The sequence below is a fragment of the Rahnella sp. 1L-D-7-B-C2 genome (assembly GCF_057290995.1).
In genome coordinates this window covers 95,174-122,135 of record NZ_JBXAVQ010000009.1, presented here as the reverse complement: position 1 = coordinate 122,135, position 26,962 = coordinate 95,174, and the positions used below count along the sequence as shown (strand labels likewise).

The window sequence follows — 26,962 nt, the reverse complement described above, 5'->3', positions numbered from 1 at the left end:
TCGGGGCGCTGCCATGCGGCGCCCGCATATTCAGCGTCCAGATTTTGGCGTTCAGCTCAGGCAGGGGGATACCTTGTTTCTCGCACAAGAAATTATTCGTAAAAAACGTGATGGCCATCCTTTAAGTGACGAAGAGATTCGTTTCTTTGTGAACGGTATTCGCGACAGTCAGGTTTCAGAAGGTCAGATTGCTGCACTGGCTATGACTATTTATTTCAACGACATGACCATGAATGAGCGCGTTTCGCTGACCATGGCCATGCGCGATTCAGGTACCGTTCTGAACTGGAAAAGCCTGAACCTGAACGGCCCGATTGTGGATAAACATTCTACCGGCGGCGTGGGTGACGTGACGTCTCTGATGTTAGGCCCGATGGTTGCCGCCTGTGGCGGTTACGTGCCGATGATCTCCGGACGTGGCCTGGGTCATACCGGCGGTACTTTGGATAAACTCGAAGCCATTCCGGGCTTTGATATCTTCCCGGATGACAGCCGCTTCCGTCGCATTATTCAGGACGTCGGCGTAGCCATTATCGGCCAGACCAGCTCGCTGGCTCCGGCAGACAAACGCTTCTATGCGACCCGCGATATCACCGCAACCGTCGATTCTATTCCTCTGATCACTGCATCAATCCTTGCCAAGAAACTGGCCGAAGGTCTGGATGCGCTGGTCATGGACGTCAAAGTGGGTTCCGGTGCATTTATGCCGACCTACCAGCTGTCCGAAGATCTGGCCCAGTCAATTGCCGATGTGGCAAACGGCGCAGGCTGCAAAACCACCGCGCTGCTCACTGACATGAATCAGGTGCTGGCGTCGAGCGCCGGTAACGCAGTCGAAGTGCGCGAAGCCGTGCGCTTCCTGACCGGCGAATACCGCAATCCGCGCCTGCTTGAAGTGACGATGGCGCTGTGCGTGGAAATGCTGCTCTCCGGTGGTCTGGCAACAGACGACGCCGACGCCCGCAGCAAACTGCAGGCGGTGCTGGATAACGGCAAAGCGGCAGAAATCTTTGGCCGCATGATTGCGGCGCAAAAAGGCCCGGCGGACTTCATCGAGAATTACGATCGCTATCTGCCACAGGCCACGCTGAGCAAACCGGTGTTCGCCGAAACCAACGGCATCGTCAGCGCAATGGATACCCGCGCGCTGGGTATGGCGGTGGTGTCACTGGGCGGTGGCCGTCGTCGTGCCAGCGATCCTATCGACTATAGCGTCGGTCTGACCCACATGGCACAGCTTGGCCAGCAGGTCGATACGCGTCAGCCGCTGGCGATGATCCACGCCAACAGCGAAAACGCGTGGCAGCAGGCCGCTGCAGAAGTGCGCGCCGCCATTGTTCTGAGTGACAAAGCGCCGGAAAGCACGCCGGTGGTGTATCGCCGGATCGGCGGTAACGCTTGATTTCAGGCGGTCTCGCCCCCATTTAAGACTGATCAGGTACGCGGCAGTTCCGCGTGACCCAATGCGTAACCATTCGCAGGAGAGCAAAATGAAACGTACATTTATCATGGTGTTAGACTCATTCGGTATCGGTGCCAGTGAAGATGCCGAACGCTTTGGCGATACAGGCTCCGACACACTGGGCCATATTGCGGCTGCCTGTGCGCGTGGCGAAGCCGACAAAGGTCGCAAAGGGCCGCTGAATCTGCCGAACCTGACCCGTCTGGGCCTGGCGAAAGCCGCTGAAGAATCCACCGGTAAAATTCCTGACGGCATGGACGGTGATTCTGAAATCACCGGTGCGTATGCCTACGCCAGCGAATTATCATCCGGTAAAGATACCCCGTCAGGCCACTGGGAAATCGCCGGTGTGCCTGTGCTGTTTGAGTGGGGCTACTTCAGCGATACCACCAACAGCTTCCCGCAGGCGCTGCTGGACAAACTGGTCGAGCGCGCCAATCTGCCGGGCTATCTGGGCAACTGCCATTCCTCCGGTACCGTGGTGCTGGATGATTTAGGCGAAGAACACATGAAAACCGGCAAGCCGATTTTCTACACCTCTGCGGATTCTGTTTTCCAGATCGCCTGTCACGAAGAAACCTTCGGGCTGGATCGTCTGTATGAACTGTGCGAAATCGCCCGTGAAGAACTGACCGAAGGCGGCTACAACATTGGCCGCGTGATCGCCCGTCCGTTCATTGGCGACAAAGCCGGGAACTTCGAGCGTACCGGTAACCGTCACGACTTAGCGGTAGAACCACCGGCACCGACCATCCTTAAAAAGCTGGTCGATGAGAAAAATGGCCACGTGGTATCCGTCGGTAAAATCGCGGATATCTACGCGCAGGTGGGTATCACCAAAAAAGTGAAAGCCACTGGCCTGGACGCGCTGTTTGACGCGACCATCAAAGAAATGAAAGAAGCCGGCGATAAGACCATTGTCTTCACTAACTTCGTTGATTTCGATTCCTCTTACGGCCACCGCCGTGATGTTGCGGGCTACGCTGCGGCACTGGAATTGTTCGACCGTCGTATGCCGGAGTTGCTGGAACTGGTGAAAGAAGATGACATCATCATCTTCACTGCTGACCACGGTTGTGACCCGACATGGCGCGGTACAGATCATACCCGTGAGCACATTCCGGTGTTAATCTACGGCCCGAAAGTGAAACCGGGCTCGCTGGGCCACCGCGAAACCTTCGCGGATATTGGTCAGACGGTCGCGAAATACTTCGACTTGTCACCAATGGACTACGGTAAATCCATGCTGTAAGACTTTTGCATACGCGGCCAGTACATTGAATACTGGCCGCGTTTTTATGATGAATGTGATACCTCGCTGATTAAGGAATAAAAAAATGGCAACTCCACACATTAATGCTGAAATGGGCGACTTTGCTGACGTAGTGCTGATGCCAGGAGATCCGCTGCGTGCCAAGCACATCGCGGAAACCTTCCTGCAGGACGTTAAGCAGGTGAACGACGTGCGTGGCATGTTAGGTTTCACCGGCACTTACAAAGGCCGCAAAATTTCTGTCATGGGCCATGGCATGGGCATTCCTTCCTGCTCAATTTATGCCAAAGAGCTGATTACCGAATTCGGCGTGAAAAAAATTATCCGTGTGGGTTCTTGTGGCGCTGTGCGTGCAGACATCAAACTGCGCGACATCGTGATCGGTATGGGTGCCTGCACCGATTCCAAAGTGAACCGCATGCGTTTCAAAGACCACGACTATGCCGCAATTGCTGATTACGACATGGTGCGTAACGCCGCTGATGCTGCGAAAGCGAAAGGTATTCACGCCCGCGTTGGTAACATCTTCTCCGCAGATCTTTTCTATACACCAGACCCGCAGATGTTCGACGTGATGGAAAAATACGGCATTCTGGGCGTAGAAATGGAAGCCGCCGGTATCTACGGCGTGGCAGCAGAATTCGGTGCGAAAGCGCTGACCATCTGTACCGTTTCCGACCATATCCGTACTCACGAGCAAACTACCGCTGCTGAACGCCAGACGACCTTCAACGACATGGTTGAAATCGCACTGGAATCCGTTCTGTTAGGCGATAAAGAATAAGTTCTGCCGCATTGTTGCAGAGTTAAAAAAACGGGTGCCAGATGGCGCCCGTTTTGCTATGCAATGAGATAGGCATTCTCTGAAGTAACGCGGTCGCTGATTATTTGGATCACTTCGGCTTGCTGCGTTTCAGGCTGCGGTAGGCAGCCTGTGCGGCTTCTTTGGTTTGCGCTTCGGTGGCCGGTTTTGCTGGCGCCACTTCGGCGTCGGGTTCGGTCAGGTTCAGCGTCGGCGGCGGGCCGAAATCGTCAGGTGCTTCTTCTTCAGGCTCATCATCTTCTTTCACCGGTTTACTGGCCGTCAGCAGGAACGGCGACTGCTGCCAGCGTGAACGGCGCCCCTGCAACAGCGTGCGGGCGAGTATAATGCCGACACCCAGCGCGGCGAGCATCATCAGACGCAGCAGGTTAGTGGTGTTATCCACCTGTTTGGATTCTGTCGCCAGCACGTGAGTATCGAGCGTAATGCGCAAAAAACCGCTCGGCCCGCTCTTGTCTTCGATAGGCACCACAATCTGATGGTTGAAGTAGCTGCCCGCGCGTTTGCCGTCGAGGGAAAGACGATCGCGCACCGGCACCTGTTCACCCGCATGGGCGACCAGCGAGCCGTCCGATTCATAAACGCTGGCGTCGAGAATGCGGCTGCCGTCGGTCAGCTGACTCAAAATAGTGGAAATTTGTGCGATATCCGCGCCATCATTGTCGCTGTCCATTAACGGCGCGAGCGAAAATGCCACCTGTTTGGCGAGCGTTTGGGCGAGTTGCTCAACCTGCGTGGAGCGCGCGAGCTGATGCCCCAGGCTGAAGTAGGAAGCGCCTTGCATAAGAATGACCAATAACGCCAGGCTAATCAATACGATAGCAGCGCGGTGCAGGCGAAATTTGAGTTTGGCCTTTGCCATTCCGTTTCCTTGCGTTTTTCGATGACTTTAATGTTGCCAGAAGCGGCAGCGATAAGGTAGCTTGATGCCTTCATTTATCGGCGACGCCCTGCCTTTTCTACCGTTTTTTCATTGTCGTTTTAACAAACCAATCTACCGGAGTAATCATGCCAAACAGTCTGACCTATTGCGATCTTCCCGCGGAGATCCACCAATGGCCGGGACTTCCCCTTTCATTGAGCGGTGATGAAGTGATGCCGCTGGATTACCGGGCAGGACACACCGGGTGGCTTCTGTACGGTAGAAAACTCGATAAAATCAGCATTACGCAGTTCCAGCGCCAGTTAGGGCGCGCTCTGGTGATTGTCAGCGCGTGGGCGGTGGAAGGTTATCAGGTGGTGCGTCTGGCCGGGTCACTGACGGCGGATGCGCAAAAACTGGCGGAATCCTTTGAGTTTGACGTCACGCAGCTCGGTAAAGTGCCTTATCTGCGCACGCCGGGTCTGCTGGTGATGGACATGGATTCTACCGCGATTGAGATTGAATGCATCGACGAAATCGCCAAACTGGCGGGCGTCGGTGAACAGGTGTCAGAGGTGACTGAACGCGCCATGCGCGGCGAGCTGGATTTCTCCGCCAGCCTGCGTCAGCGCGTCGCTACGCTTAAGGACGCCGATGCCAGCATTCTGCAACAGGTACGTGAAACCCTGCCGCTGATGCCGGGCCTGACGGTCATGGTTCAGCGTTTACAGGAAGCGGGCTGGCACGTGGCGATTGCGTCCGGCGGCTTTACTTATTACGCCGAATACCTGCGCGATAAGCTGAATCTGGTGGATGTGGCCGCCAACGAGCTGGAAATTCGCGACGGCAAACTGACCGGCCGCGTGATCGGGCCGATTGTCGATGCGCAATATAAAGCCGACACGCTGCTGAAACTGGCTGAAAAGCTCGAAATCCCGCATGAACAAACGGTGGCGATTGGCGACGGTGCCAACGATCTGAAAATGATGGCCGTCGCGGGCATGGGCATTGCCTATCACGCCAAACCGAAAGTCTACGCACAGGCGGAAGTATGCATCCGTCATGCGGATTTGCTGGGTGTTTTGTGTATTCTTAGCGGCAGTCAGTCCTAGTCAGCAAATACAGAATGTTAATAAACAAAGAGGTAAGTTGTGGCTAAAGCTCCAAAACGTGCATTTGTGTGTAATGAATGTGGCGCAGACTATCCGCGCTGGCAAGGGCAGTGTAGTGCCTGTCAGGCCTGGAACAGCATTACTGAAATCCGTTTGGCGGCTTCTCCGACCGTGGCGCGCAACGAGCGCCTGACCGGTTACGCGGGCGATGCGGGCGTCAGCCGCGTGCAGAAGCTCTCGGACATCAGCCTCGATGAACTTCCGCGTTTTAGCACCGGTTTTAAAGAGTTTGACCGTGTGCTCGGCGGCGGCGTGGTGCCGGGCAGCGCGATTCTGATCGGCGGGAATCCGGGCGCCGGTAAAAGTACCTTGCTGCTGCAAATTCTGTGTCATCTCAGCGAAAATATGAAAACCCTGTACGTCACCGGGGAAGAATCGCTGCAACAGGTCGCGATGCGTGCTCACCGCCTCGGGTTGCCGACGGCTAACATGAACATGCTTTCGGAAACCAGCATCGAGCAAATTTGCGAAATTGCCGATGTTGAAAAACCGAAACTTATGGTCATCGACTCCATTCAGGTGATGCACATGGCGGATATCCAGTCGTCGCCAGGTACCGTGGCGCAGGTGCGTGAAACCGCCGCCTATCTCACCCGATTCGCCAAAACGCGCGGCGTGGCGATCGTGATGGTCGGTCACGTCACTAAAGACGGCTCACTGGCCGGGCCAAAAGTGCTCGAACACTGCATCGACTGTTCGGTACTGCTCGACGGTGATGCTGATTCCCGTTTCCGTACATTACGCAGCCATAAAAACCGTTTTGGCGCAGTGAACGAGCTGGGCGTGTTTGCTATGACTGAACAAGGTTTACGCGAAGTCAGTAACCCTTCCGCTATCTTCCTCAGCCGTGGTGATGAAATCACCTCGGGCAGTTCGGTAATGGTGCTGTGGGAAGGTACGCGGCCCCTGCTGGTCGAAGTGCAGGCGCTGGTCGATCAGTCGATGATGGGCAATCCGCGCCGCGTGGCCGTGGGCCTTGAGCAGAACCGTCTGGCTATCCTGCTGGCCGTTTTGCATCGTCACGGCGGGCTGCAGATGGCGGATCAGGATGTCTTCGTCAACGTGGTCGGCGGTGTGAAAGTCACTGAAACCAGTGCCGATCTGGCGCTGCTACTTTCGCTGGTGTCGAGCCTGCGAGACAGGCCGTTGCCGCACGATCTGGTGGTCTTCGGCGAAGTCGGGCTGTCCGGGGAAATCCGTCCGGTGCCAAGCGGTCAGGAGCGCATTACCGAAGCGGCGAAGCACGGCTTCAAACGCGCGATTGTGCCGCACGCCAACGTGCCGAAAAAAGTGCCTGCCGGAATGCAGGTGTTTGGCGTCAAAAAACTGGCCGATGCGCTGGCGATCCTCGACGATTTGTAACGGTTATCCGGTGTTCTTTCGCCCTGAGTTTGTGCTATTTTTTGTTTAGTAAAGCAAACATAAGGACAGGGTATGTCTCAGTTCGATTATCTGAAAACCGCGATTAAGCAGCAGGGAAGAACATTACAGCAGGTGGCAGAGGCCAGCGGGATGACCAAGGGTTATCTGAGCCAGCTGTTGAATGCAAAGATAAAAAGCCCCAGCGCGCAAAAGCTCGAGGCGCTGCATCGCTTCCTCGACCTTGAGTTTCCCCGGCGCGAAAAAAATATCGGCGTGGTGTTCGGCAAGTTTTATCCGCTGCACACCGGCCACATCTATCTGATCCAGCGCGCCTGTAGTCAGGTTGATGAACTGCACATCATCATGGGCTACGACGAGCCACGCGACCGTGAATTGTTCGAGAACAGTTCGATGTCCCAGCAGCCGACGGTCAGCGATCGCCTGCGCTGGCTGCTGCAAACCTTCAAATACCAGAAAAACATTCATATTCATGCCTTTAACGAAGAGGGCATGGAGCCGTATCCGCACGGCTGGGATGTCTGGGGGCGCGGTATCAAAGAGTTCATGGGCCAGAAAGGCATTGAGCCCAATACCATTTATTCCAGCGAAGAGGCCGATGCGCCGCAGTATCGCGAGCATCTGGGTATTGAAACCGTTTTGATTGACCCGAAACGGTCCTTCATGAACATCAGTGGCCGCCAGATCCGTCACGATCCGTTCCGCTACTGGGATTACATCCCCACCGAAGTGAAGCCGTTCTTTGTGCGCACCGTGGCGGTGCTGGGCGGCGAATCCAGCGGAAAATCCACGTTGATCAATAAGTTAGCCAACATATTCAACACCACCAGTGCCTGGGAATATGGCCGCGATTACGTGTTCTCACACCTCGGCGGTGACGAGATGGCGCTGCAATATTCTGATTACGATAAAATTGCTCTCGGACAGGCACAATATATTGATTTTGCAGTGAAATACGCCAATAAAGTAGCGTTTATCGATACTGATTTCCTGACCACGCAGGCATTCTGTAAAAAGTACGAAGGCCGCGAACATCCTTTCGTGCAGGCGCTGATGGACGAATACAAATTCGATCTGGTTATCCTGCTGGAAAACAATACGCCGTGGGTCGCCGACGGTCTGCGCAGTCTGGGCAGCACCACGGACCGCATGTCTTTCCAGAATTTGTTAATCGACATGCTGAAACAAAACAATGTCGATTACGTTCACGTTGAATCGTCGGATTACGACCAGCGTTTTCTGGAATGTATCGAGCTGGTGCAGAATATGTTGGCCGCCGATACCAGCCGGTTGAACGCGCCGTCTTTGTCCTGACCGTCGTCAGCCAGAAAAATTAAAAAGCGCTGACTCTGCGGAGTCGGCGCTTTTTTTATCACTATCAATTCGGGCTGAACAATCATTCACGACATGAATGATTTTGTGTATTTATATTTTTTATAATTATTAATGAATTCATCTGATTATGTTGGTAAGCAATTTTATTAATTCTGTTTGTAACGCGGATAAATAAAAAAACCAGCTATTTCATGCTGTTGATAAAAAATCATTTATATCCTCATTAATTACGCATTTTATGCGTAAATCCCATTTGCGAAATAAAAATACAGTGACAGCCGTTGAGTTTTATTTGTCAGATTATACTCATTCATTGTGCCTCGCATTCCGGCGGAGGCTTTCTAAGGTGATCCGAATGAATTTATCATTCAAGCCCTGGGGTATTGCAGTGCTTTGCGGTGCGGGTGCTTTTGCGCTGGCCAGCGTGATGTTTACGCAGGGCTGGCTTCCGGCCCGTTCACAGGCAGAAACCACCACGCAGACAGCGCCCCCTGCGCCTGCTGCTACACCCGTGCCCGCAATGACCAATACGCCTCCTGCTTTTACACAGGCTCAGCTCGATCAGTGGGTTGCGCCCGTTGCGCTCTATCCTGACAGCCTGCTTTCACAAGTATTGATGGCTTCGACTTATCCGACCAACGTCATTCAGGCGGTTCAGTGGTCGCGTGACCATCCGCAAAGTCAGGGTGATGCAGCGGTGAGCGCCGTAGCGAATGAGCCGTGGGATCCGAGTGTGAAATCGTTGGTGGCGTTCCCGCAACTGCTGGCGCTGATGGGGGAAGATCCCGCATGGGTACAAAACCTCGGCGACGCCTTTCTGGCGCAGCCTGCCGACGTGATGGATACCGTGCAGAAATTCCGTCAGGTGGCGCAAAAAAGCGGCGCGCTGAAAAGCACTCCGCAGCAGAAAGTGACGGTTAAACCGGCAGCGCAAAACAGCAGTACTACTGTGGTAAAAAGCGCACCGGCGCAGCAAACCATCATTATTGAATCCGCCGATCCGCAGGTGGTTTACGTACCGAGCTACAACCCGAATGTGGTGTATGGCGCCTGGCCGACGCCGGCTTATCCGCCGGTCTATTTGCCGCCGCCTCCGGGGCAGCAGTTTGTGAATGGCGTGGTCTCGGGCATCGGTTTTGGTGTAGGCGTCGCCGCGACCTATGCGATTTTCGGCAGCATTGACTGGGATGACGATCATCATCACGACGACTATGATCACCATGACGATCATCACGATGACGGCCATCATGGCGGGAGACAAAATAATTACGTCAACGTTAACGTCAATAATTACAACCGTATCTCCGGCAATAACACTGCGGTGAATCATGCGGGCTCCGCGAATACTGCAGGCTGGCAGCACAATGCAGCGTTTAACGCCGGTACGCCAACCCGTCCTGCAAACCTGAGCGGTGCCACGCAAAATCGTGCGCTGAACAATGCCGCGCAGCGTAATAATTATCGCGGTTTTGACGGCAGCGCCGTCGGGCGTAACAACGGCGGCGTGCAGAATCAGAATCTCGATCAGCGCCGTCAGCAGGCGGCGTCAGTGATGAACAGCCATCCGGGTTTCGCGCCGGGGCAATCGCATTCATCACCTCGCTCGGTACCTGCCAGCCGGCCTGTATCGGCGTCTGACAGCCATCACGTCTCTGGTCGCCAGTTGCCGCAGCACGATGCGTTATCACATCAGGGGCAGCTTTCCCAGCACACGAATGGCAGCATGATGTCCCAACGTAACGGGAGTCATCCGCAGATGGAGAATTTCCGACAGGGTGGCAACATGACGCGCAGCACGGCGTTCAGCGGGAACTCCAGCCGCGCGCCGTCGTGGCAGCAGCAGCAGGCGCGGGGGGATCAGAGCCGTCGTCAGATGCGCGACTTCCAGCCTGCGAGATCAGCCGGCGGGGAAGGTCATCATTTTCAGCGGCGCTAATTTTGTGAGGAAAGGTAATGAATAAGTTTAGCCGTCTTCTGATTTCTGCCGGTGCGCTGGTGTTTCCTTTGTGCGCCTTTGCCCAGCAGTCCTTCCCGCAGCCGGAGCTGGCCGCTCAGGCACTGGTAAAAGCGGTGAGCGGGCATGACGATGCCGCACTGAAACAATTACTGGGCGATGACTGGCAGGTGTATTTGCCGCAAAAGGATGTCGATCCTGAGGAGGTCGCCCGCTTTCTGCGCGACTGGAATGTCAGCCACAGCATCGTGAAGCAGGGGGACGTGGCGCACCTGAACGTTGGTGCGGAGAACTGGCAGCTGCCGATCCCGATCAGACAAACGGCGCAGGGCTGGTCATTTGATATCGCGGCGGGTGCGGCAGAGATTGCCACGCGAACTATCGGGCGCAATGAGCTTTCCACTATTCAGGCGGTCGCGGCGTATGCCGATGCCCAGCACCAATACCAGCAGGGCACGGGGCAGTACGCGCAAAAGTTTATCAGCACTGACGGGCAGCACGACGGCTTATACTGGCCGGTGAAAGAGGGGGAAGCGCCCAGCCCGCTTGGCCCGGCCTTTGGTAATGATCGGCCGGAGTCTGCTTATCACGGCTATTACTTCCGCATTCTGACCGCGCAGGGCGCGAATGCCAGCGGTGGAGCTTACAGCTATATCGACAACGGTAAGATGACTAAGGGCTTTGCGCTGATCGCCTGGCCGGTGGATTACGGTCACACGGGCATCACCAGTTTTATGATAAACCAGCAGGGCGAGGTGTATCAGCAGGATTTAGGGGCGGACACCGACGCAGCGGCGCGGGCGATAAACGCGTTTGATCCGGATGCGAAATGGCAGAAGGTCGACGACGGAGAATAGCCGTCTGATGCGCAAAAAACAGAAAGCCGCCACGCAAGTGACGGCTTTTTTACTCACAATGGTGTCAGCTTAGAACGCGACGACCACTTTACCCTGCATATGACCGTCGAGCACTTTGGCGTGCGCGGCTTCGATGCTTTCAACGCTCAGGCCGTGAAGGGTATCGCTCAGTGTGGTCTGCACTTTGCCTTCATCCACCAGCGCGGCGACCTGTTTAAGGATCTCGCCCTGCTGCGCGATGTCCGGCGTGTTGAACATGCTGCGGGTGTACATCAGTTCCCAGTGCAGCGCGGCGCTCTTCAGCTTCAGCTTATTCATATCCAGTGGATGTTCGTTCTCCACGATGGTACAGATGTGGCCCATCGGCGCGATCAGATCGGAAATCGCCGCCCAGTGACCGTCGGTATCGTTCAGGCACAGAATGAAATCCACCTGTTTGATGTCATGCTTCGCCAGTTCGCCTTTCAGATCTTTGTAGTTCACGGTCAGATCCGCACCGCGATCCAGACACCATTGTGCTGATTCCGGGCGTGACGCGGTCGCAATGACGTTCACTTTGCTGCGCAGTGACGCGAATGGGATCGCCAGCGATCCGACACCACCGGCACCGCCGATGATCAGCAGGGTTTTGTCTTCTGACGCATTCTGGATGTTCAGATGCTCGAACAGTGCTTCCCACGCGGTCAGCGCGGTCAGAGGCATCGCGGCGGATTCTGCCCAGTTCAGGCTTTTCGGTTTGACCGACACAATGCGCGAGTCGATCAGCTGTTCGGTGGCATTACTGCCGGAGCGGGTGATGTCACCGGCGTACCAGACTTCATCGCCCGCTTTGAAATTTTTGACCGCGCTGCCGACGGCTTTAACGATACCGCTCGCATCCCAGCCGAGCACTTTCGGTGCGTCCAGGCCGCTTTTCTGCACGCCTTTGTGGACTTTGGTATCGACAGGGTTAACCGATACTGCTTTCACTTCTACCAGCAGATCGTGTTCGCCGGCGGCAGGCTGTGGTAACTCGACAGCGATGAAATGCGCCGGGTCTTTCGGGTTTACTGCGATTGCTTTAACAGACATCAGAATTTCTCCGTTTGCTTCTTAGGGTATACAGACAGTCTAGCCCTCCTGCGGCAAGCTGATAAGATGGACAATACCTAACAAAGTGTTCGGCTGAGGTGAACAATCGTGTTTAAACAATTGCAGGACATGGCGCTGTTTGCGCTGGTGGCGGAATGCGGCAGTTTTACCCAGGCGGCGAAACGTGCCGGTTTGCCGAAATCCAGCGTCAGTCAGCGCATCAGCCAGCTGGAAAAATCCCTCGGCCTGCGGCTGCTCAACCGCACCACGCGCCAGCTCAATCTGACCTTCGCCGGTGAACGCTATCTGATTCATTGTCAGGAAATGATGCAGGCCAGCGAACGGGCGGAGCTGGCGATCCGCCGTCTGCGCGATAACCCGAGCGGGCGGTTGCGCATTACCAGCCCGGCGGGACTGGGCGCGACGCTGCTGGCACGGGTAAACGTCGAGTTTCAGAAACGCTATCCCGATGTCTCGCTGGAAGTGTCAGTCTCCGATGCGATGGTCGATCTGGTGCAGGAAGGGTTTGATATCGCACTGCGCACCGGCAAACCGCAAGACTCCTCGCTGATTGGCCGTGAGCTCGGCCACAGTCCGCGCTATCTGCTGGCATCTCCGGCGTATCTGGCGCAGCATCCGGCGCTCGAATCGCCGCCGCAGCTGGCGTCGCATCACTGTATCGCGCACCGTGCCTGGTCGGAGTGGGTGCTGCATCGCGGAGAGACCTATCACCGCTGGCTGTTACCTTCAACGCATACCACCGACAATCTGCTGTATGCGCGGGAATGCGCGCTGGCAGGGGCGGGCATCACGCTGTTACCGGCATTTTTGTGTCATGACGAAGTCGCGAAAGGCATGCTGGTGCGGGTGCTGCCGGAGTGGGAAGCGGAGGGCAACGATTTGTATCTGGTCTATCCGGGGAGGAAACTGAATTCTCCGGCACTGGCCTGTTTTATCGATTTTATGCTGGAGGAGTACGGCTTTGCGAAGAGCTACAATGAGACGCTGGCGGGGTAAACGACAGACATAAAAAAGGCCCGTTTCCGGGCCTTTGCTGAAAAGCATAAGTAAAAAAGATTACTTGATGATTTTCTTGTACTTGATGCGCTTAGGCTCTAACGCTTCGGCACCTAAAGTACGTTTTTTGTATTCTTCGTATTCGGTGAAGTTACCTTCGAAGAATTCGACTTTGCCTTCATCCTGATAATCGAGGATGTGGGTCGCGATGCGGTCGAGGAACCAACGGTCATGGGAAATGACCATGGCGCAGCCCGGGAATTCCAGCAAGGCGTTTTCCAGCGCGCGGAGGGTTTCGATATCAAGGTCGTTGGTCGGTTCATCGAGCAGCAACATGTTACCGCCAACCTGCAGCAGTTTAGCCAGATGCAGACGACCACGCTCACCACCGGACAATTCGCCGACGCGTTTGCCCTGATCAACACCTTTGAAGTTAAAGCGGCCGACGTAGGCGCGGCTTGGCATTTCAGTGGTGCCGATGCGCATGATGTCCTGACCACCGGACACTTCTTCCCACACGGTTTTGCTGTTGTCCATGGAATCACGGAACTGATCGACGGAGGCCAGTTTCACGGTGTCGCCGAGCTCAATGGTGCCGGCGTTCGGGGCTTCCTGACCTGACATCATGCGGAACAGCGTGGATTTACCCGCGCCGTTCGGACCGATAATCCCGACAATCGCGCCTTTTGGTACGGTGAAGGACAAATCGTCGATCAGCACACGGTCGCCGTAAGACTTGCTCAGGTTTTTCACTTCAACGACTTTGTCGCCAAGGCGTGGACCCGGTGGAATAAACAGTTCGTTGGTTTCGTTACGTTTCTGGTATTCGGTGCTGTTCAGCTCTTCAAAGCGTGCCAGACGGGCCTTGCCTTTAGACTGACGGCCTTTCGCGCCCTGACGTACCCACTCCAGCTCTTTCTCGATAGATTTACGACGAGCCGCTTCAGAAGACGCTTCCTGCGCCAGACGTTCATCTTTTTGTTCCAGCCAGCTGGAATAGTTACCTTCCCACGGAATACCTTCACCGCGGTCAAGCTCGAGGATCCATCCGGCGACGTTATCGAGGAAGTAACGGTCATGGGTGATCGCCACAACGGTGCCTTCGAAATCGTGCAGGAAACGTTCCAGCCATGCCACGGATTCAGCATCCAGGTGGTTGGTGGGTTCGTCGAGCAGCAGCATGTCTGGTTTTTCCAGCAGCAGGCGGCACAGTGCCACGCGGCGGCGTTCACCCCCGGAGAGGGTCGCCACTTTCGCGTCCCAGTCGGCCAGACGCAGCGCATCGGCGGCACGTTCCAGCTGGCTGTTCAGGTTGTGTCCGTCGTGCGCCTGAATGATCTCTTCCAGACGACCCTGCTCAGCGGCCAGTTTGTCGAAATCAGCTTCAGGATCGGCGTACAGCGTATAAACCTCATCGAGACGTTTTAACGCGCCGACGACTTCGGAAACGGCTTCTTCCACGGACTCACGCACGGTGTGTTCCATGTTCAGCTGCGGTTCCTGCGGCAGATAGCCGATTTTCAGATCCGGTTGCGGACGCGCTTCACCTTCGATGTCGGTATCAATACCGGCCATGATGCGCAGCAGCGTAGATTTACCTGAACCGTTCAGACCCAGAACACCAATTTTGGCGCCAGGGAAGAAACTCAGGGAGATGTTCTTAAGAATATGACGCTTCGGCGGAACAACTTTGCCGAGGCGGTGCATGGAATATACGTATTGAGCCACGTTGTTTTGAGCCTCTTTCTCTGCGGACCGCGCGTGTGTGCCAGACCAGAGTTCCTGATCCAACGGGCGCTGCGGCGAAATAAGCCAGCCCCGCCTGACTGCGGCATGACTGATAAGGGTTCCGACCGGCAAGTTTAGCGTGTTTCAGTCGTGTTCCCAACCATCAGCTTCACAGTAAGGCGAGAATGTTACCGGAGAAAGAGGGGGCTTAACGTTTTTAACCAACAGGAACCGCGATTTCCCCGGATTCGCTGGCAGGGCGCAGCGGGTGTGGGCGGCCAACAAACATGCCGGAGGTCAGAATGTCAGTGAGTTTAACAACATGATAAATCGCCTGTTTATTCTGCGTTTTGACTTTGCGTTTGATGTTACCTTTGTGCGAGGCCACGGTTTTTTGCTTGATATTCAGATGCTGAGAAATGTTCTGCGTATCCAGTCCTGACATCCACATTTTCAGAATGCTGAACTCGGTGCGGCTCAGGCTGACCGGCGTGAGATCCAACGGCACACCGATTTCTATCGCGCGCGAAATTTGCAGGTTATGGGCGATCAGCTGATAAATCGTGGTGGTGCGGATCGATTTCGACACAATGATCACATTGCGTCGGATTGGCACATAGTTCTGATAGTTGAGGTTATCTTTGGAAATGAACACAAAAAACAGCGTACCGGGATGGGCGTTGATGACAGCTTTAAGCGCCTTTCCCGATCGCACATCAGACATAAAGCAGTCTTCATTTACAAAGATGATTTCAGGTGTCAGTGACTTGCAGGCGGTTTGCAGCTCGTTGATGTCCTTAAGCGAAAGAATATCTTTCTGGTGTTGTCCGTTCAGTTGCAAGAGCGACTGCAATGCCAGCTGTGTGTAATAGCACTTATCTACAATGAGCGATGACATCATGCGTTACCTATTTTTTGGCTCTCTGGGTCTGCCTGAGCAGAAAGAGCTCGTTGTTATGCGACCGGCTGTGAATTTTTGGGGCGTACCCTGAAAATTGCCGGAAAGCGGCAATGCTGAAAAAGCTGTGTGCGGGAATACCCTTGGGCAAAGTAATAAGTCGGGGGCGGGTTGATGTAAATCAGTTGTACGGGCTTTGGGACGTTTTGTGAGAAATTTGAGACAAAATGAGTCTGTGTGACCGTAAGGTTTCAGGAACTGTCATATTTTTGATGAAAAAAACCGGGCTACAGAACATAGCCCGGCAGTTTGTATAAAAGTCAGACTTTCTTGCGGATAAAGCGGTTCACCAGCCATTTCTCTATTTCGACGATAACGAAAATCATCGCCCCGACCACCAGCGTAATGCCCCAGAATTTCAGTGGCATCGGCACGGTGCCGAACAGGCTGTTCATTACCGGCAGGTAAATAATCGCCAGCTGCAACACCAGCAACACGGCGGAGACCACCCACAGACCTTTGTTGACGAACACTTCGCGGGTCAGCGGGAAACGGTCCATTACGCGGCAGTTGAACATGTACACCCACTGCGCGGTGACCAGCGTCTGTAACAGCACGGTGCGGATAAGGTCGCTGCTGTAGCCGCGCGGTTGCATCCAGGCTTCAAGAATAAAGGCGCTGCAGGCAATCAGAATACCGACGAACGCGATACGCCAGACCGAGTACAGGTCGAGAACATGTTGACCCGGCGCGCGCGGACGGCGACGCATCATGCCTTTCTCTGCCGGCTCGAAGGCCAGACCGAAGGAAAGCGTGGTCGAGGTGGCCATGTTCATCCAGAGGATTTGCACCGGCGTCAGCGGGATCACCGCACCGGCCAGAATCGCCAGAATAATCAGCAGACCCTGCGCGAGGTTAGTCGGCAGAATAAACAGGATGGTTTTCTTCAGGTTGTCATAAACACGACGCCCTTCTTTCACTGCGCTGGCGATGGTCGCGAAGTTATCATCGGTCAGCACCATATCAGCCGCTTCTTTGGTGACTTCGGTGCCTTTGATACCCATTGCTATGCCGACATCGGCCTGTTTCAGCGCAGGCGCATCGTTCACACCGTCGCCGGTCATGCCGACAACTTCGCCGGTGTCCTGCAAGGCTTTGACCAGGCGCAGTTTATGCTCAGGGCTGGTGCGGGCGAAGATGTCGTACTGGCTGGCGGCGACCGCCAGTTCTGCGTCGTCCATGTGCTCCAGCTGGTAGCCGGTGATGGAATCGCCGCTGTTGCCGATGCCCAGCATTTTGCCGATTGCCATCGCGGTTTCCTGATGGTCGCCGGTGATCATTTTGACGCGGATCCCTGCCTGCTGGCACTGAGCTATCGCATCAATGGCTTCCGGACGCGGTGGATCCATCATTCCGGCGATACCGGCGAAAATCAGGCCGTCCTGCAAATCGTCGTGGTTTAAATCGCCGTTGATTTCAGGCTCATCTTTGAACGCTGCGGCGACCATGCGCAGGCCCTGACGGGCATAGCGCGCCATTTCCTCTTCCCAGTATTCGCGGCGGAAAGGTTTGATGCCGTCTTCAGTCAGCTCAAATTTTGCCAGCGAGAACAGCACATCCGGTGCGCCGGTCAGGAATAGCTGTTTTTTGCCGTTGATGCGTTGCAGGGTAGACATATATTTGTGCTTGGAATCGAACGGGATTTTGTCCAACGGCTCAATTTTGCCGGTGTTCAGATTCGATTTCGCGGCCAGCACTTTCAGCGCACCGGAAGTTGGCCCGCCGGTGATGCCCCAGTGGCCTTTGTCATCCTGCATCAGCTGGCTGTCGTTACAGATATCCACGGCGGTGATAAAGGTGTTGAGCACCGGCGTGTTGATGACATCGATCTGCTGCTGCGTACCGGCATCCACAATGCGGCCTTTTGGCTGGTAGCTTTCACCTTCGACGTTGTAGACGCGGTCGGCCAGAATCACGGCCTTGACGGTCATTTCATTCATCGTCAGGGTGCCGGTTTTATCCGAGCAGATGACGGTCATAGAGCCGAGGGTTTCGACGGTCGGCAGCTTGCGGATGATGGCGTGATTTCGCGCCATCGACTGGACGCCGAGGGACAGAATAATCGAGATAATTGCCGGTAAACCTTCCGGTACGGAAGCGACCGCCAGACTGATTAGCGACAGTAACAGCTCGCCGAGCGGCATATCACGCAGGATGAAGGCGAAAACAAACAGGAACGCCATCATCAGTAAAATCAGGGCGAAAATGCCTTTACCCAATTTATCGATTTGCTGTAACAGCGGTGTGCGCTGCGGCTTAATCTCAGACATCATCTGGTTGATGTGGCCGAGTTCAGTTTCTTTACCGGTGGCGTAAACCACACCGGATGCGGTACCGCCGCTTATCATTGTGCCGGAGAACAGCAGATTGTGACGGTCGCCAATCATCACTTCGCCGTCAATGACATGGGCGTTTTTGGTGACGACAGTGGATTCACCGGTCAGGATCGCTTCTTCGACCTGCAGGTTGTGGGCGCTGATGATGCGCAGGTCAGCCGGGATTTTGTCCCCCGGACGCAGCTGCACGATATCACCGGGCACCAGCTGGTCTGCATTGATGGTTTGCACTTGTCCGTCGCGCAGGACAACGGCCTGGCTTGAAAGCATATTCTGAATACTTTTCAGTGACTTCTCAGCGCTGTTTTCCTGCAAAAAACCGATTAGCGCGTTGACGACCGCCACACCCAGGATCACAAAGGTATCAACCCAGTGTCCCATCGCGCCGGTGACGACCGCCGCGGCCAGCAGGATATAAATCAGTACATCATTAAAGTGCGCCAGAAAACGCATCAGCGCGCTTTTGGTTTGTTTTTCCGGCAGGGCATTTGGCCCATATTCGTTCAGACGCTGAGTGACGTCCTGCGGGCTCAGACCCTTTTCGTCTGTGCCCAGACGCAGCATGGCTTCTTTACTGCTCAGCTGATACCAGGTTTTGTTTTCTGGCGAAGCTGAAGAGGAGGGACTGGCATTGGTTTTCACAGCAGGTGATGAAGGATTCATAACGTTTTCCATAAGCGATTAAAAGAGTGTCGCGGATTTATTAATTCATCAGAGTAATTACGGAGAATATCTAAGACCGCTTTTACAACATGGGGAGATGATAATTTAATACGTGGAATGGGTTTTGATCTGAGTTAAGAAATACTTTGTTACGTTGGTTTTTAATATTTTAGTCTTTTAAAAACAATAAATTATATGAATTAGGATTATCTGTATTTTTAACTTTTCATTTAACGTTTGTTTAGAAAGTAATTAACTGAGTAAATTAGCGTAAATAAATATAAGGTTTGTCAATGCATCTATTATTATTGTGATAGTAAGGATGCTATCTTTTATCGCGAATAATCCTAAGAATATCTTCATTCACCTGTTAATAATAAGGTCATTATGCAGGCGTACGTAAAAACGTTTTGGGATGTCTGGTAAGCACTCACCGCATGCACCACACTGTGTAAAGTTTGTGATGTCACGGCGGCATTACTTCAATTTTAAAAATGAATCGATTAGCGTAGACGAGGTCTACAGTACGCAGAACAATTTCGACATGAAAATCAGAGCGTCTGTAGCGCCATACCTGTGCAGTCTGCGCAGTAAGAAAGACAACCCGCGAGGATAAAGGTAAGTATGGTCAAGGTGGACAAGTGGTACTCGCTGGCAATGAGCGTGTTGCTGGTAACGGTGTCGGGCGCGGCGAAAGCAGATTCCCTCGACGCGCAGCGTCAGCACTATATGCAGATCAAACAGGCGTGGGACAGCAACCAGATGGACGTCGTCAGTCAGCTGATGCCGACGCTGGAAGACTATCCGCTTTATCCTTATCTGGAATACCGCCAGTTGACGCAAAATTTAGGCGAAGCGACGCCGGCTCAGATCAATGCTTTCGTGAAAGCTAATCCGACATTACCGCCTGCGCGCTCTTTGCCTGCCCGTTTCGTTAACGAGCTGGCGAGCCGTCAGGACTGGAACAGTTTACTCTCCTTCAGCCCGCAGGCACCTAAACCGGTCGCTGCGCGTTGTAACTTCTATTACGCCAAATGGGCGACCGGCGATCAGAAAACCGCCTTCGATGGCGCAAAAGACATCTGGCTCACCGGCACATCGCTGCCGAACGCCTGCGACAAGCTGTTCAGCGTCTGGCAGGGAGCCGGTAACCAAACCGCACTGACCACGTTGCAGCGAATCGGCCTGGCGATGAAAGCCGGGAATACCAATCTGGTGAATTTCCTCGCCAAACAGCTGCCGCCGGACTACCAGACCATGCGCGATGCGCTGCTGGATCTGCAAAATAATCCGAACACCATTGAAAGCTTTGCGCGCAGCGTCGGGCCAACCGATTTTACCCGCAATGCCACCAGCATCACGTTCGCCCGCATCGCCCGTGATGATTCAGAAAATGCACGCTCGATGATCCCGGTGCTGGCCCGTTTGCAGAAAATGAGCGACAGCGACCGTCTGGAACTGGAAGAAGCCGTTGCCTGGCGCTACATGGGGAGCGATGTCACCTCTGAACAGGCGGCATGGCGCGACAACGTGATTCTGCGCAGCCATTCCACCACGCTGGTCGAGCGTCGTATCCGCATGGCGCTGGCCGCAGGCGATCGCCAGGGATTAAGCCAGTGGCTGGATCGTTTGCCGGCTGATGCCTTGCAAGAAGATGAATGGCAGTACTGGCGTGCGTCGGTGATGATCGATAAAGGTCAGAAATCGCAAGGCGAGGCGATGCTGCGAACGTTAATGAAAGGCCGTGGTTTCTACCCGATGGCGGCCGCGCAAAAGCTCAATATTGCGTATCCGATGCAGATTTCTGTAGCCGCTAAACCGGACGCCAGCATCGGCAAACTGCCGGAAGTGGCACGCGTCCGCGAACTGATGTACTGGCAGATGGATAATCTGGCGCGCACCGAGTGGAGTTATCTGGTGAGCAGCCGCAGTGAAACACAGCAGTCGGCACTGGCGCGTTATGCTTTCGAGCAAAAATGGCCGGACCTGAGCGTGCAGGCGACCATCACCGGCAAGCTGTGGGATTATCTGGAAGAGCGTTTCCCGCTGGCGTGGCCGGATGAATTCCGCCGTGCAACCAATGAAAAAGGTATTACCCAAAGCTATGCGATGGCGATTGCCCGTCAGGAAAGTGCGTGGAATCCGAAAGCCCGTTCGCCGGTGGGCGCAGCCGGTCTGATGCAGGTCATGCCTGCTACCGCGCAGCATACGGTGGATATGTTTAGCCTGCAGGGCTATAGCAATCCGGCGCAGCTGCTCGATCCGCAGATGAACATCACCATCGGCACCAGCTATCTGGAATATGTCTATCAGATGTTTGGCCGCAACCGCATTTTGGCCAGCGCTGCCTATAACGCCGGTCCGTCACGCGTGAATACCTGGCTGGGTAACAGCGCGGGCAGAGTGGATTCCGTGGCTTTCATCGAGAGTATCCCTTTCTCTGAAACGCGCCGGTATGTTAAAAATGTGTTGGCATATGATGCGTTTTATCGTTACTTTTTACATCAACCCGCCAAGATTTTGACGGATGCCGAATGGCAGAGGCGTTACTGATCTCCGGTTGTCTATGTTAAGCTGCTGTACTAGTTCAATAGTATGGCAGCCCAACATGACTCAACGACCGCTCAATGACCCTGCTCTTTCCCAACAAGGCAATGAGGACTGGCAGTGCTTTCTGGCACTGCTACAGCAATCTTTTGCTGAAAATTTGCATCAGGATCTGCTGCAACTGCTTCTGACGCCTGACGAGCGTGCGGCGCTGGGCACACGTGTGCGGATTATTCAGGAGTTGATGCGCGGAGAGATGAGCCAGCGGGAGCTGAAAAGCCAGTTGGGTGCAGGGATCGCCACGATCACGCGTGGTTCCAACGGTCTGAAGACCGCACCGGCACCGCTGAAAGCCTGGCTGGGAGAGCAGTTGTTGACGGACAGGTCATCGACAGACAAAACGGACGACTGATGCGTCCGTTTTGAGCTTGAATTTAGTGAGTTTGCGCCCGGATCTGATACACCGAATTATGGAAGGGCGCTAACGCCAGTACCAGTGCCTGATGATAAACACTGGTACGGGTGAGTTTTCCTGCTGTAAACACGCCAATGGCACCGCCTTTGCGTTTCACTTCTGCGATACCCGTCAGCTTTTCCATCTCATCACCCAGTTCACTGCCCTGGTTAATTCCCTGTAAAATGATTTCAGGTAACATCAGGCTGGCTGAACGGGATTCGCCGCGCTGGTGCATGTTTTCAATCACCATCCACGCGAACGTCATATTGTCTTCGATACCGGCTTCCACGCCGACCCAGAAGTCCGCTTCCGGGCGAACCTGACGTGCGCCGATCACGCGGTGACGTGCGCCGGTGCGGGTTTCGTTGCTGCCAATGGGCTGGTTGGGAACACCACTGTCGACGTCAACGCCTTCGATGCGGAATGCCTCAGCGCCGAAAATATCTTCAAAAGCCATGGCGATAGCTTTGATCTTTGCCGGGTTAGTGGTTGCAGCGACAACATGGTACATAGAGTTTTAGCATCCTTTAGCAAATTTCACGCAGTATAACGGAAAACACACATGTTACAGGTATATCTCGTCCGTCATGGCGAAACAGAATGGAACGCAGCGCGCCGTATTCAGGGGCAGTCAGACAGCCCTTTGACGGCAAAAGGTCTTTTTCAGGCCCGTCAGGTGGCGGAGCGTGTGCGCAAAGAAGGGATCACACATGTCATCACCAGTGATTTGGGGCGTACCCGTCACACCGCGCAGATTATCGCTGATGCCTGCGGCTGTGAAGTGATCGAAGAACCGCGCCTGCGCGAGTTGCATATGGGCGTACTCGAAGAGCGCATTCTGGATGGACTGACGGAGCAGGAAGAGGTCTGGCGCAAGCAGATGGTGGACGGTTCGCCAAAAGGACGCATTCCGGAAGGTGAAACCATGACCGAGTTGGCCACGCGTATGCGCGCCGCGCTCGACAGTTGTCTGGAATTACCAGCCGGCAGTAAACCTCTGCTGGTGAGCCACGGGATTGCGCTGGGCAGTCTTATCAGTACGATCCTGGGATTGCCTGCGTATGCTGAACGTCGTCTGCGCCTGCGTAACTGTTCACTGTCACGGGTCGATCATCAGGAAAGCGCCTGGCTGGCGAGTGGCTGGATTGTTGAAACAGCGGGCGATATCTCACATTTGGATCAGCCCGCACTGGACGAGTTACAGCGCTAATACCCGGAGCTATTAGCGGCGGATCGGGATCAGGTAATCACACTCTACTTCGGTCGGCGTCGTGCCCGGTGCGCGGCCGTTCGTGTAGAAGCGTTCGATGTCCTGTCCCTTTCGGCGTGTCAGTTTTAGCGTCGGTAAACAGGTGCTGTACAAGGTCAGAATGAATTCCTGTAAATGCTCAGGCGTGCCGTGGTAATGGAACATGGCATATTCCCCTTCCTGCAACACAATCGGCTGACCTTCTACGTTTTCCGGCAAATGATTCGGTTCCAGCGCCGTGGTGTACATCACTTCCTGTTCATCATCCTTTTCCTGGCTTGGACGAGAATGGTGCAGGCCGTAAAGGATTGGCGGCAGCGTTTTCGCTTCGCCAATGTACTGACGCCAGAAGTGACGGCGCATCTCGTTACGGTACGTGGTAATTTGCTCCAGCGTACAGGCGTAACTCTGTGTCATCCCAATAAGGTGTTGTTCTGGCAGTGAGATATACTCAGGCTGCGGCAGAATAAACGCTCCGAGGCGGATCGGTGGACAAATGCCGAACGAGTGCCAGTCTTCAGCGCGGCGATACAGTGCGGGAGTCTGTGCAAACTGCTTTTTGAAAGCCCGGGTAAACGTTTGTTGCGAGTCAAAACGGTACTGAAGGGCAATATCTAAAATCGGGCGACTGGTCAGGCGCAGTGCGACAGCCGCTTTAGAGAGGCGACGGGCACGGATGTACGCACCGATGGCATTATTAGTGACATCTTTAAACATTCGCTGCAGGTGCCACTTGGAATAGCCAGCCTTAGCGGCGACATTGTCGAGTGACAAAGGCTGGTCTAAATGGGTTTCTAACCAGCTAAGTAGGTCACGAATGATTCCTGCTTGATCCATAGATCGTCCTCGTTGAGCTAAGATAAATGCACAGAATGATGGTCTGCATAATAGCAACTTTTTACTGATAAGACTTCTTAAGAATTTTTTGGCTATCTGTGCTATTTACAGGTGTTACAGAGTATTTCATTCCAAAAGTGTGAATACACACTTTCTGAGTGGGGTTTCTTTAAAAAACAACGTCATGTTCATGACGTGGAGTAACTTAATGAATAAGTGTTGGATTTTTGTTTTTGGGATGTTTGTTTTTTGTTCTGGCACGGCTAATGCTGAGCAAGTGGGATCGGTGGATACGGTCTTCAAACTCTTCGGTCCGGATCACAAAATCGTGGTTGAGGCCTTTGATGATCCTGATATTAAAAATGTAACCTGTTATATCAGCCGCGCAAAAACCGGCGGTATTAAGGGAGGGCTGGGTCTGGCGGAAGATACGTCAGATGCGGCGATTTCCTGTCAGCAGGTTGGGCCTATCGAGTTAAGCGATAAGATTAAGCAGGGCCAGGATAAAGGTACAGTCGTATTTCAGAAACGTACGTCTCTGGTGTTTAAAAAGCTCCAGGTGGTGCGTTTTTATGATGAGAAACGTAACGCGCTTATTTACCTGAGCTATTCCGACAAAGTCGTGGATGGTTCACCGAAAAACGCGCTAAGCGCCGTGCCAATCATTCCGTGGGGTCATCCGGCACCGTAAGTCAGCGTATTTTTGCGGCAAGATAGCGCATAAAAGAAAAGGCCAGCTTTCGCTGGCCTTTTCCGTTGACTCACTGTGCAACAGAACGGTTGGCAACCCTCTGTATGCATCAGCGGGATCAGTCTTCCAGATCACCGCAGAAACGGTAGCCTTCGCCGTGAATGGTGGCGATGATTTCTGGTGTATCAGGCGTCGCTTCGAAGTGTTTACGAATGCGGCGGATCGTCACGTCCACGGTACGGTCATGTGGCTTCAGTTCGCGGCCGGTCATTTTCTTCAGCAGATCGCCACGGGTTTGGATCTTGCCCGGGTTTTCGCAGAAGTGCAGCATGGCGCGGAATTCACTGCGTGGTAACTTGTACTGCTCGCCCTGCGGGCTGACCAGTGAACGGCTGTTGATGTCTAATTCCCAGCCATTGAATTTGTAGCTTTCAACCAGACGACGTTCTTCACCGGCAGTACCCAGGTTCATCGTGCGGGAAAGCAGGTTGCGAGCGCGGATAGTCAGCTCACGCGGGTTGAATGGCTTAGTGATGTAATCATCAGCGCCGATTTCAAGGCCCAGAATTTTATCGACTTCGTTGTCGCGACCGGTCAGGAACATCAGTGCAACGCTGGCTTGTTCACGCAGTTCGCGCGCCAGCAGCAGGCCATTTTTGCCTGGCAGGTTGATGTCCATGATCACCAGATTAATGTCATTTTCGGACAGGATGTGGTGCATTTCTGCGCCGTCATTAGCTTCATGTACCATGTAGCCTTCGGCTTCGAAAATGCTCTTTAACGTATTACGTGTCACTAACTCGTCTTCGACGATCAGAATATGTGGGGTCTGCATGATTGCTACCTAAGATTGCCAACAAATAGAAAATAGGAGTACAGAAGTCCTTGTTATCCCGATGAATTGCGACAGCTTACAGCTATCTCACTCGTTACATGACTAAAGTACGTAAATGCGTTCTCGATGCAATTTCCATCAACGGCAACAACATCGCAAGCTTGGTCAGGGATTCCACTTTCTGCAGTTCCACGTGGTCCTAAAGCGGCGCACATCCTAACCTTATTAACAGCAATATAACAGCGAGTGCCGAAATTACCACCCAACAAAACTACGATTTGTTGACATATATCAAGTTCAATTGTAGCACGGCAACAGAAACGTGAAAAACACTTATAAGAATGCACGCTTGAGTCACATTTCGTCCTTTATTGTACACGATTCAGCAATTGACAAAGTCAGCGCAGATAAATGTAAAAAGCGTCTGAGTCGTTATTATATATCCCCATGAAAAATAATGATTTAAATTTTTACGAACTTTGCTTAACCGCGCCAGCCGGTTTTTTACCTGTCAGCTAAGGTTTTCCGATAAAATGGATGAATATATTAGGTCGGCTGTTAAGTTCTTGTGAATAATATAAGCATTGAACAGGTTTCGGCGCAGGATAAAAATGCATCGCTGAACAACACACGACAATTTCTTTCTCACTCTTTGCGAAGGTACGACATGCAACTTCATATTATTTTGGTTTCCCCTGCGCGCCCTGAAAATGTCGGGGCGGCGGCGCGTGCCATGAAAACCATGGGCTTCGCATCCTTGCGTATTGTTGACAGTGAGGCGCATCTCAAACCGGAAGCCGGCTGGGTCGCGCACGGTTCGCAGGAGATCCTGCAAAATGCTCAGCATTTCGCAACGCTGGCTGACGCGCTGGCCGATATCGATTTCACCGTGGCGACCACCGCCCGCAGCCGCGCACGTTTCCACTACTACTGCACGCCACCCCAGTTGCTGACGCAGTTAGAGGAGAAAAACCACTGGGTGAATCATGCGGCGCTGGTATTCGGGCGTGAAGATTCCGGCCTGACCAACGAAGAACTGGAGCTGGCTGATATTCTGACCGGCGTGCCGATGGTGGCAGATTATCCTTCACTGAATCTTGGGCAGGCGGTGATGGTGTTCTGCTATCAGCTGTCTTCACTGAATCAGGTTGCCGCTGCGCGCCCTGAAAATGCTGAGGCAGGACAGCTCACCGCGTTGCGTGCCAGAGTAGGCCGATTACTGCAAAATGTCGGCGCAGAAGATGACCAAAAACTGGCCGACTGGGTGCAGCAACGCCTCGGACTTTTAGAGCAGCGGGATGCCGCCATGCTGCACACTTTGTTGCATGACATCGAAAAAAAGCTGAACTCATGATGTGAGGGGTTTTTTCTTTCAGGCAGTGTATTCTTCTGCATGGTATGATTACCCCTGTGAATTACGCTGGAATTATTTTTAAATGCAGCGGATTGTTCATT

Annotated in this window: 22 protein-coding genes; 14 read left to right on the top strand and 8 right to left on the bottom strand. The window is 53.8% G+C overall.

Translation table 11 applies throughout. From position 1 onward, the window contains the following. Positions 1 to 13 precede the first annotated feature (13 nt). The 3 genes from deoA to deoD all read left to right on the top strand — a co-directional run bounded on the left by deoA (position 14) and on the right by deoD (position 3,519). Entirely contained in the window at positions 14 to 1,402 is a 1,389-nt protein-coding gene (gene deoA, locus AC0Z7K_RS15775) for a thymidine phosphorylase (protein WP_485615128.1), read from the top strand. Between the two features lie 88 nt (positions 1,403 to 1,490). Beyond that, a complete protein-coding gene (gene deoB / locus AC0Z7K_RS15770) occupies positions 1,491 to 2,714 on the top strand; it encodes a phosphopentomutase (RefSeq protein ID WP_485615127.1) in 1,224 nt (407 codons plus the stop codon). Between the two features lie 85 nt (positions 2,715 to 2,799). Continuing rightward, complete coding sequence (deoD, locus tag AC0Z7K_RS15765; protein WP_413527763.1) at positions 2,800 to 3,519, top strand: purine-nucleoside phosphorylase; 720 nt, start codon at positions 2,800 to 2,802, stop codon at positions 3,517 to 3,519. Positions 3,520 to 3,628: 109 nt separating this feature from the next. On the opposite strand, the gene AC0Z7K_RS15760 is transcribed toward deoD, so the two are convergent. Further along, on the bottom strand, positions 3,629 to 4,420 hold the full coding sequence (locus AC0Z7K_RS15760; RefSeq protein ID WP_112168177.1) for a YtjB family periplasmic protein: 792 nt from the start codon (positions 4,418 to 4,420) through the stop codon (positions 3,629 to 3,631). Between the two features lie 146 nt (positions 4,421 to 4,566). Here AC0Z7K_RS15760 and serB point away from each other — a divergent pair, with 146 nt between their 5' ends. From serB to AC0Z7K_RS15735, 5 genes are all read left to right on the top strand, one after another. Beyond that, positions 4,567 to 5,532 carry a phosphoserine phosphatase gene (gene serB, locus AC0Z7K_RS15755; RefSeq protein ID WP_485615126.1) on the top strand — a complete coding sequence of 322 codons (966 nt, stop codon included), beginning with the start codon at positions 4,567 to 4,569 and terminating at the stop codon, positions 5,530 to 5,532. A 39-nt stretch (positions 5,533 to 5,571) separates the two neighbouring features. Further along, on the top strand, positions 5,572 to 6,954 hold the full coding sequence (gene radA, locus AC0Z7K_RS15750; protein ID WP_112168179.1) for a DNA repair protein RadA: 1,383 nt from the start codon (positions 5,572 to 5,574) through the stop codon (positions 6,952 to 6,954). Positions 6,955 to 7,026: 72 nt separating this feature from the next. Beyond that, positions 7,027 to 8,286 carry a multifunctional transcriptional regulator/nicotinamide-nucleotide adenylyltransferase/ribosylnicotinamide kinase NadR gene (gene nadR, locus AC0Z7K_RS15745; RefSeq protein WP_485615125.1) on the top strand — a complete coding sequence of 420 codons (1,260 nt, stop codon included), beginning with the start codon at positions 7,027 to 7,029 and terminating at the stop codon, positions 8,284 to 8,286. 376 nt (positions 8,287 to 8,662) lie between these two features. Further along, positions 8,663 to 10,243: a DUF3300 domain-containing protein gene (locus AC0Z7K_RS15740; protein ID WP_485615124.1), complete on the top strand. Its 1,581-nt coding sequence runs from the start codon at positions 8,663 to 8,665 to the stop codon at positions 10,241 to 10,243. A 17-nt stretch (positions 10,244 to 10,260) separates the two neighbouring features. After that, a complete protein-coding gene (locus tag AC0Z7K_RS15735; RefSeq protein ID WP_413527767.1) occupies positions 10,261 to 11,118 on the top strand; it encodes a DUF2950 domain-containing protein in 858 nt (285 codons plus the stop codon). A gap of 69 nt (positions 11,119 to 11,187) precedes the next feature. On the opposite strand, the gene AC0Z7K_RS15730 is transcribed toward AC0Z7K_RS15735, so the two are convergent. After that, the gene (locus AC0Z7K_RS15730; RefSeq protein WP_413527768.1) at positions 11,188 to 12,189 is read right to left on the bottom strand and encodes a zinc-binding alcohol dehydrogenase family protein; all 1,002 of its coding nucleotides are present in this window, start codon (positions 12,187 to 12,189) and stop codon (positions 11,188 to 11,190) included. A gap of 108 nt (positions 12,190 to 12,297) precedes the next feature. Here AC0Z7K_RS15730 and AC0Z7K_RS15725 point away from each other — a divergent pair, with 108 nt between their 5' ends. Continuing rightward, positions 12,298 to 13,206, top strand: coding sequence for a LysR family transcriptional regulator (locus tag AC0Z7K_RS15725; protein ID WP_413527769.1), 909 nt, complete (start codon positions 12,298 to 12,300; stop codon positions 13,204 to 13,206). Positions 13,207 to 13,266: 60 nt separating this feature from the next. Here AC0Z7K_RS15725 and ettA read toward each other — a convergent pair whose 3' ends face one another. The 3 genes from ettA to AC0Z7K_RS15710 all read right to left on the bottom strand — a co-directional run bounded on the left by ettA (position 13,267) and on the right by AC0Z7K_RS15710 (position 18,891). Then, on the bottom strand, positions 13,267 to 14,934 hold the full coding sequence (gene ettA / locus AC0Z7K_RS15720; protein ID WP_413527770.1) for an energy-dependent translational throttle protein EttA: 1,668 nt from the start codon (positions 14,932 to 14,934) through the stop codon (positions 13,267 to 13,269). Between the two features lie 217 nt (positions 14,935 to 15,151). After that, on the bottom strand, positions 15,152 to 15,835 hold the full coding sequence (gene rcsA, locus AC0Z7K_RS15715) for a transcriptional regulator RcsA (protein WP_413527771.1): 684 nt from the start codon (positions 15,833 to 15,835) through the stop codon (positions 15,152 to 15,154). 317 nt (positions 15,836 to 16,152) lie between these two features. After that, positions 16,153 to 18,891 carry a cation-transporting P-type ATPase gene (locus AC0Z7K_RS15710; protein ID WP_413527772.1) on the bottom strand — a complete coding sequence of 913 codons (2,739 nt, stop codon included), beginning with the start codon at positions 18,889 to 18,891 and terminating at the stop codon, positions 16,153 to 16,155. 633 nt (positions 18,892 to 19,524) lie between these two features. Between AC0Z7K_RS15710 and sltY the strand changes: the two genes are divergently transcribed. Together sltY and trpR are read left to right on the top strand one after the other, a co-directional pair. Next, on the top strand, positions 19,525 to 21,444 hold the full coding sequence (gene sltY, locus AC0Z7K_RS15705) for a murein transglycosylase (RefSeq protein WP_485615174.1): 1,920 nt from the start codon (positions 19,525 to 19,527) through the stop codon (positions 21,442 to 21,444). A 55-nt stretch (positions 21,445 to 21,499) separates the two neighbouring features. Further along, the gene (trpR, locus tag AC0Z7K_RS15700; protein WP_485615123.1) at positions 21,500 to 21,850 is read left to right on the top strand and encodes a trp operon repressor; all 351 of its coding nucleotides are present in this window, start codon (positions 21,500 to 21,502) and stop codon (positions 21,848 to 21,850) included. Positions 21,851 to 21,872: 22 nt separating this feature from the next. Here the strand turns inward: trpR and yjjX are convergent, their stop codons facing one another. After that, entirely contained in the window at positions 21,873 to 22,406 is a 534-nt protein-coding gene (yjjX, locus tag AC0Z7K_RS15695) for an inosine/xanthosine triphosphatase (protein ID WP_112168188.1), read from the bottom strand. 51 nt (positions 22,407 to 22,457) lie between these two features. On the opposite strand from yjjX, the gene gpmB reads away from it, so the two are divergent. Next, positions 22,458 to 23,105 carry a 2,3-diphosphoglycerate-dependent phosphoglycerate mutase GpmB gene (gene gpmB / locus AC0Z7K_RS15690; RefSeq protein WP_112168189.1) on the top strand — a complete coding sequence of 216 codons (648 nt, stop codon included), beginning with the start codon at positions 22,458 to 22,460 and terminating at the stop codon, positions 23,103 to 23,105. Between the two features lie 12 nt (positions 23,106 to 23,117). Here gpmB and robA read toward each other — a convergent pair whose 3' ends face one another. Beyond that, positions 23,118 to 23,981 carry an MDR efflux pump AcrAB transcriptional activator RobA gene (gene robA, locus AC0Z7K_RS15685; protein ID WP_112168190.1) on the bottom strand — a complete coding sequence of 288 codons (864 nt, stop codon included), beginning with the start codon at positions 23,979 to 23,981 and terminating at the stop codon, positions 23,118 to 23,120. 208 nt (positions 23,982 to 24,189) lie between these two features. On the opposite strand from robA, the gene creA reads away from it, so the two are divergent. Continuing rightward, the gene (gene creA / locus AC0Z7K_RS15680; RefSeq protein ID WP_485615173.1) at positions 24,190 to 24,672 is read left to right on the top strand and encodes a protein CreA; all 483 of its coding nucleotides are present in this window, start codon (positions 24,190 to 24,192) and stop codon (positions 24,670 to 24,672) included. Between the two features lie 118 nt (positions 24,673 to 24,790). On the opposite strand, the gene arcA is transcribed toward creA, so the two are convergent. Further along, on the bottom strand, positions 24,791 to 25,507 hold the full coding sequence (gene arcA, locus AC0Z7K_RS15675; RefSeq protein WP_413527774.1) for a two-component system response regulator ArcA: 717 nt from the start codon (positions 25,505 to 25,507) through the stop codon (positions 24,791 to 24,793). A gap of 667 nt (positions 25,508 to 26,174) precedes the next feature. Between arcA and AC0Z7K_RS15670 the strand changes: the two genes are divergently transcribed. After that, a complete protein-coding gene (locus AC0Z7K_RS15670) occupies positions 26,175 to 26,861 on the top strand; it encodes a tRNA/rRNA methyltransferase (protein ID WP_485615122.1) in 687 nt (228 codons plus the stop codon). Positions 26,862 to 26,962: the final 101 nt, after the last annotated feature.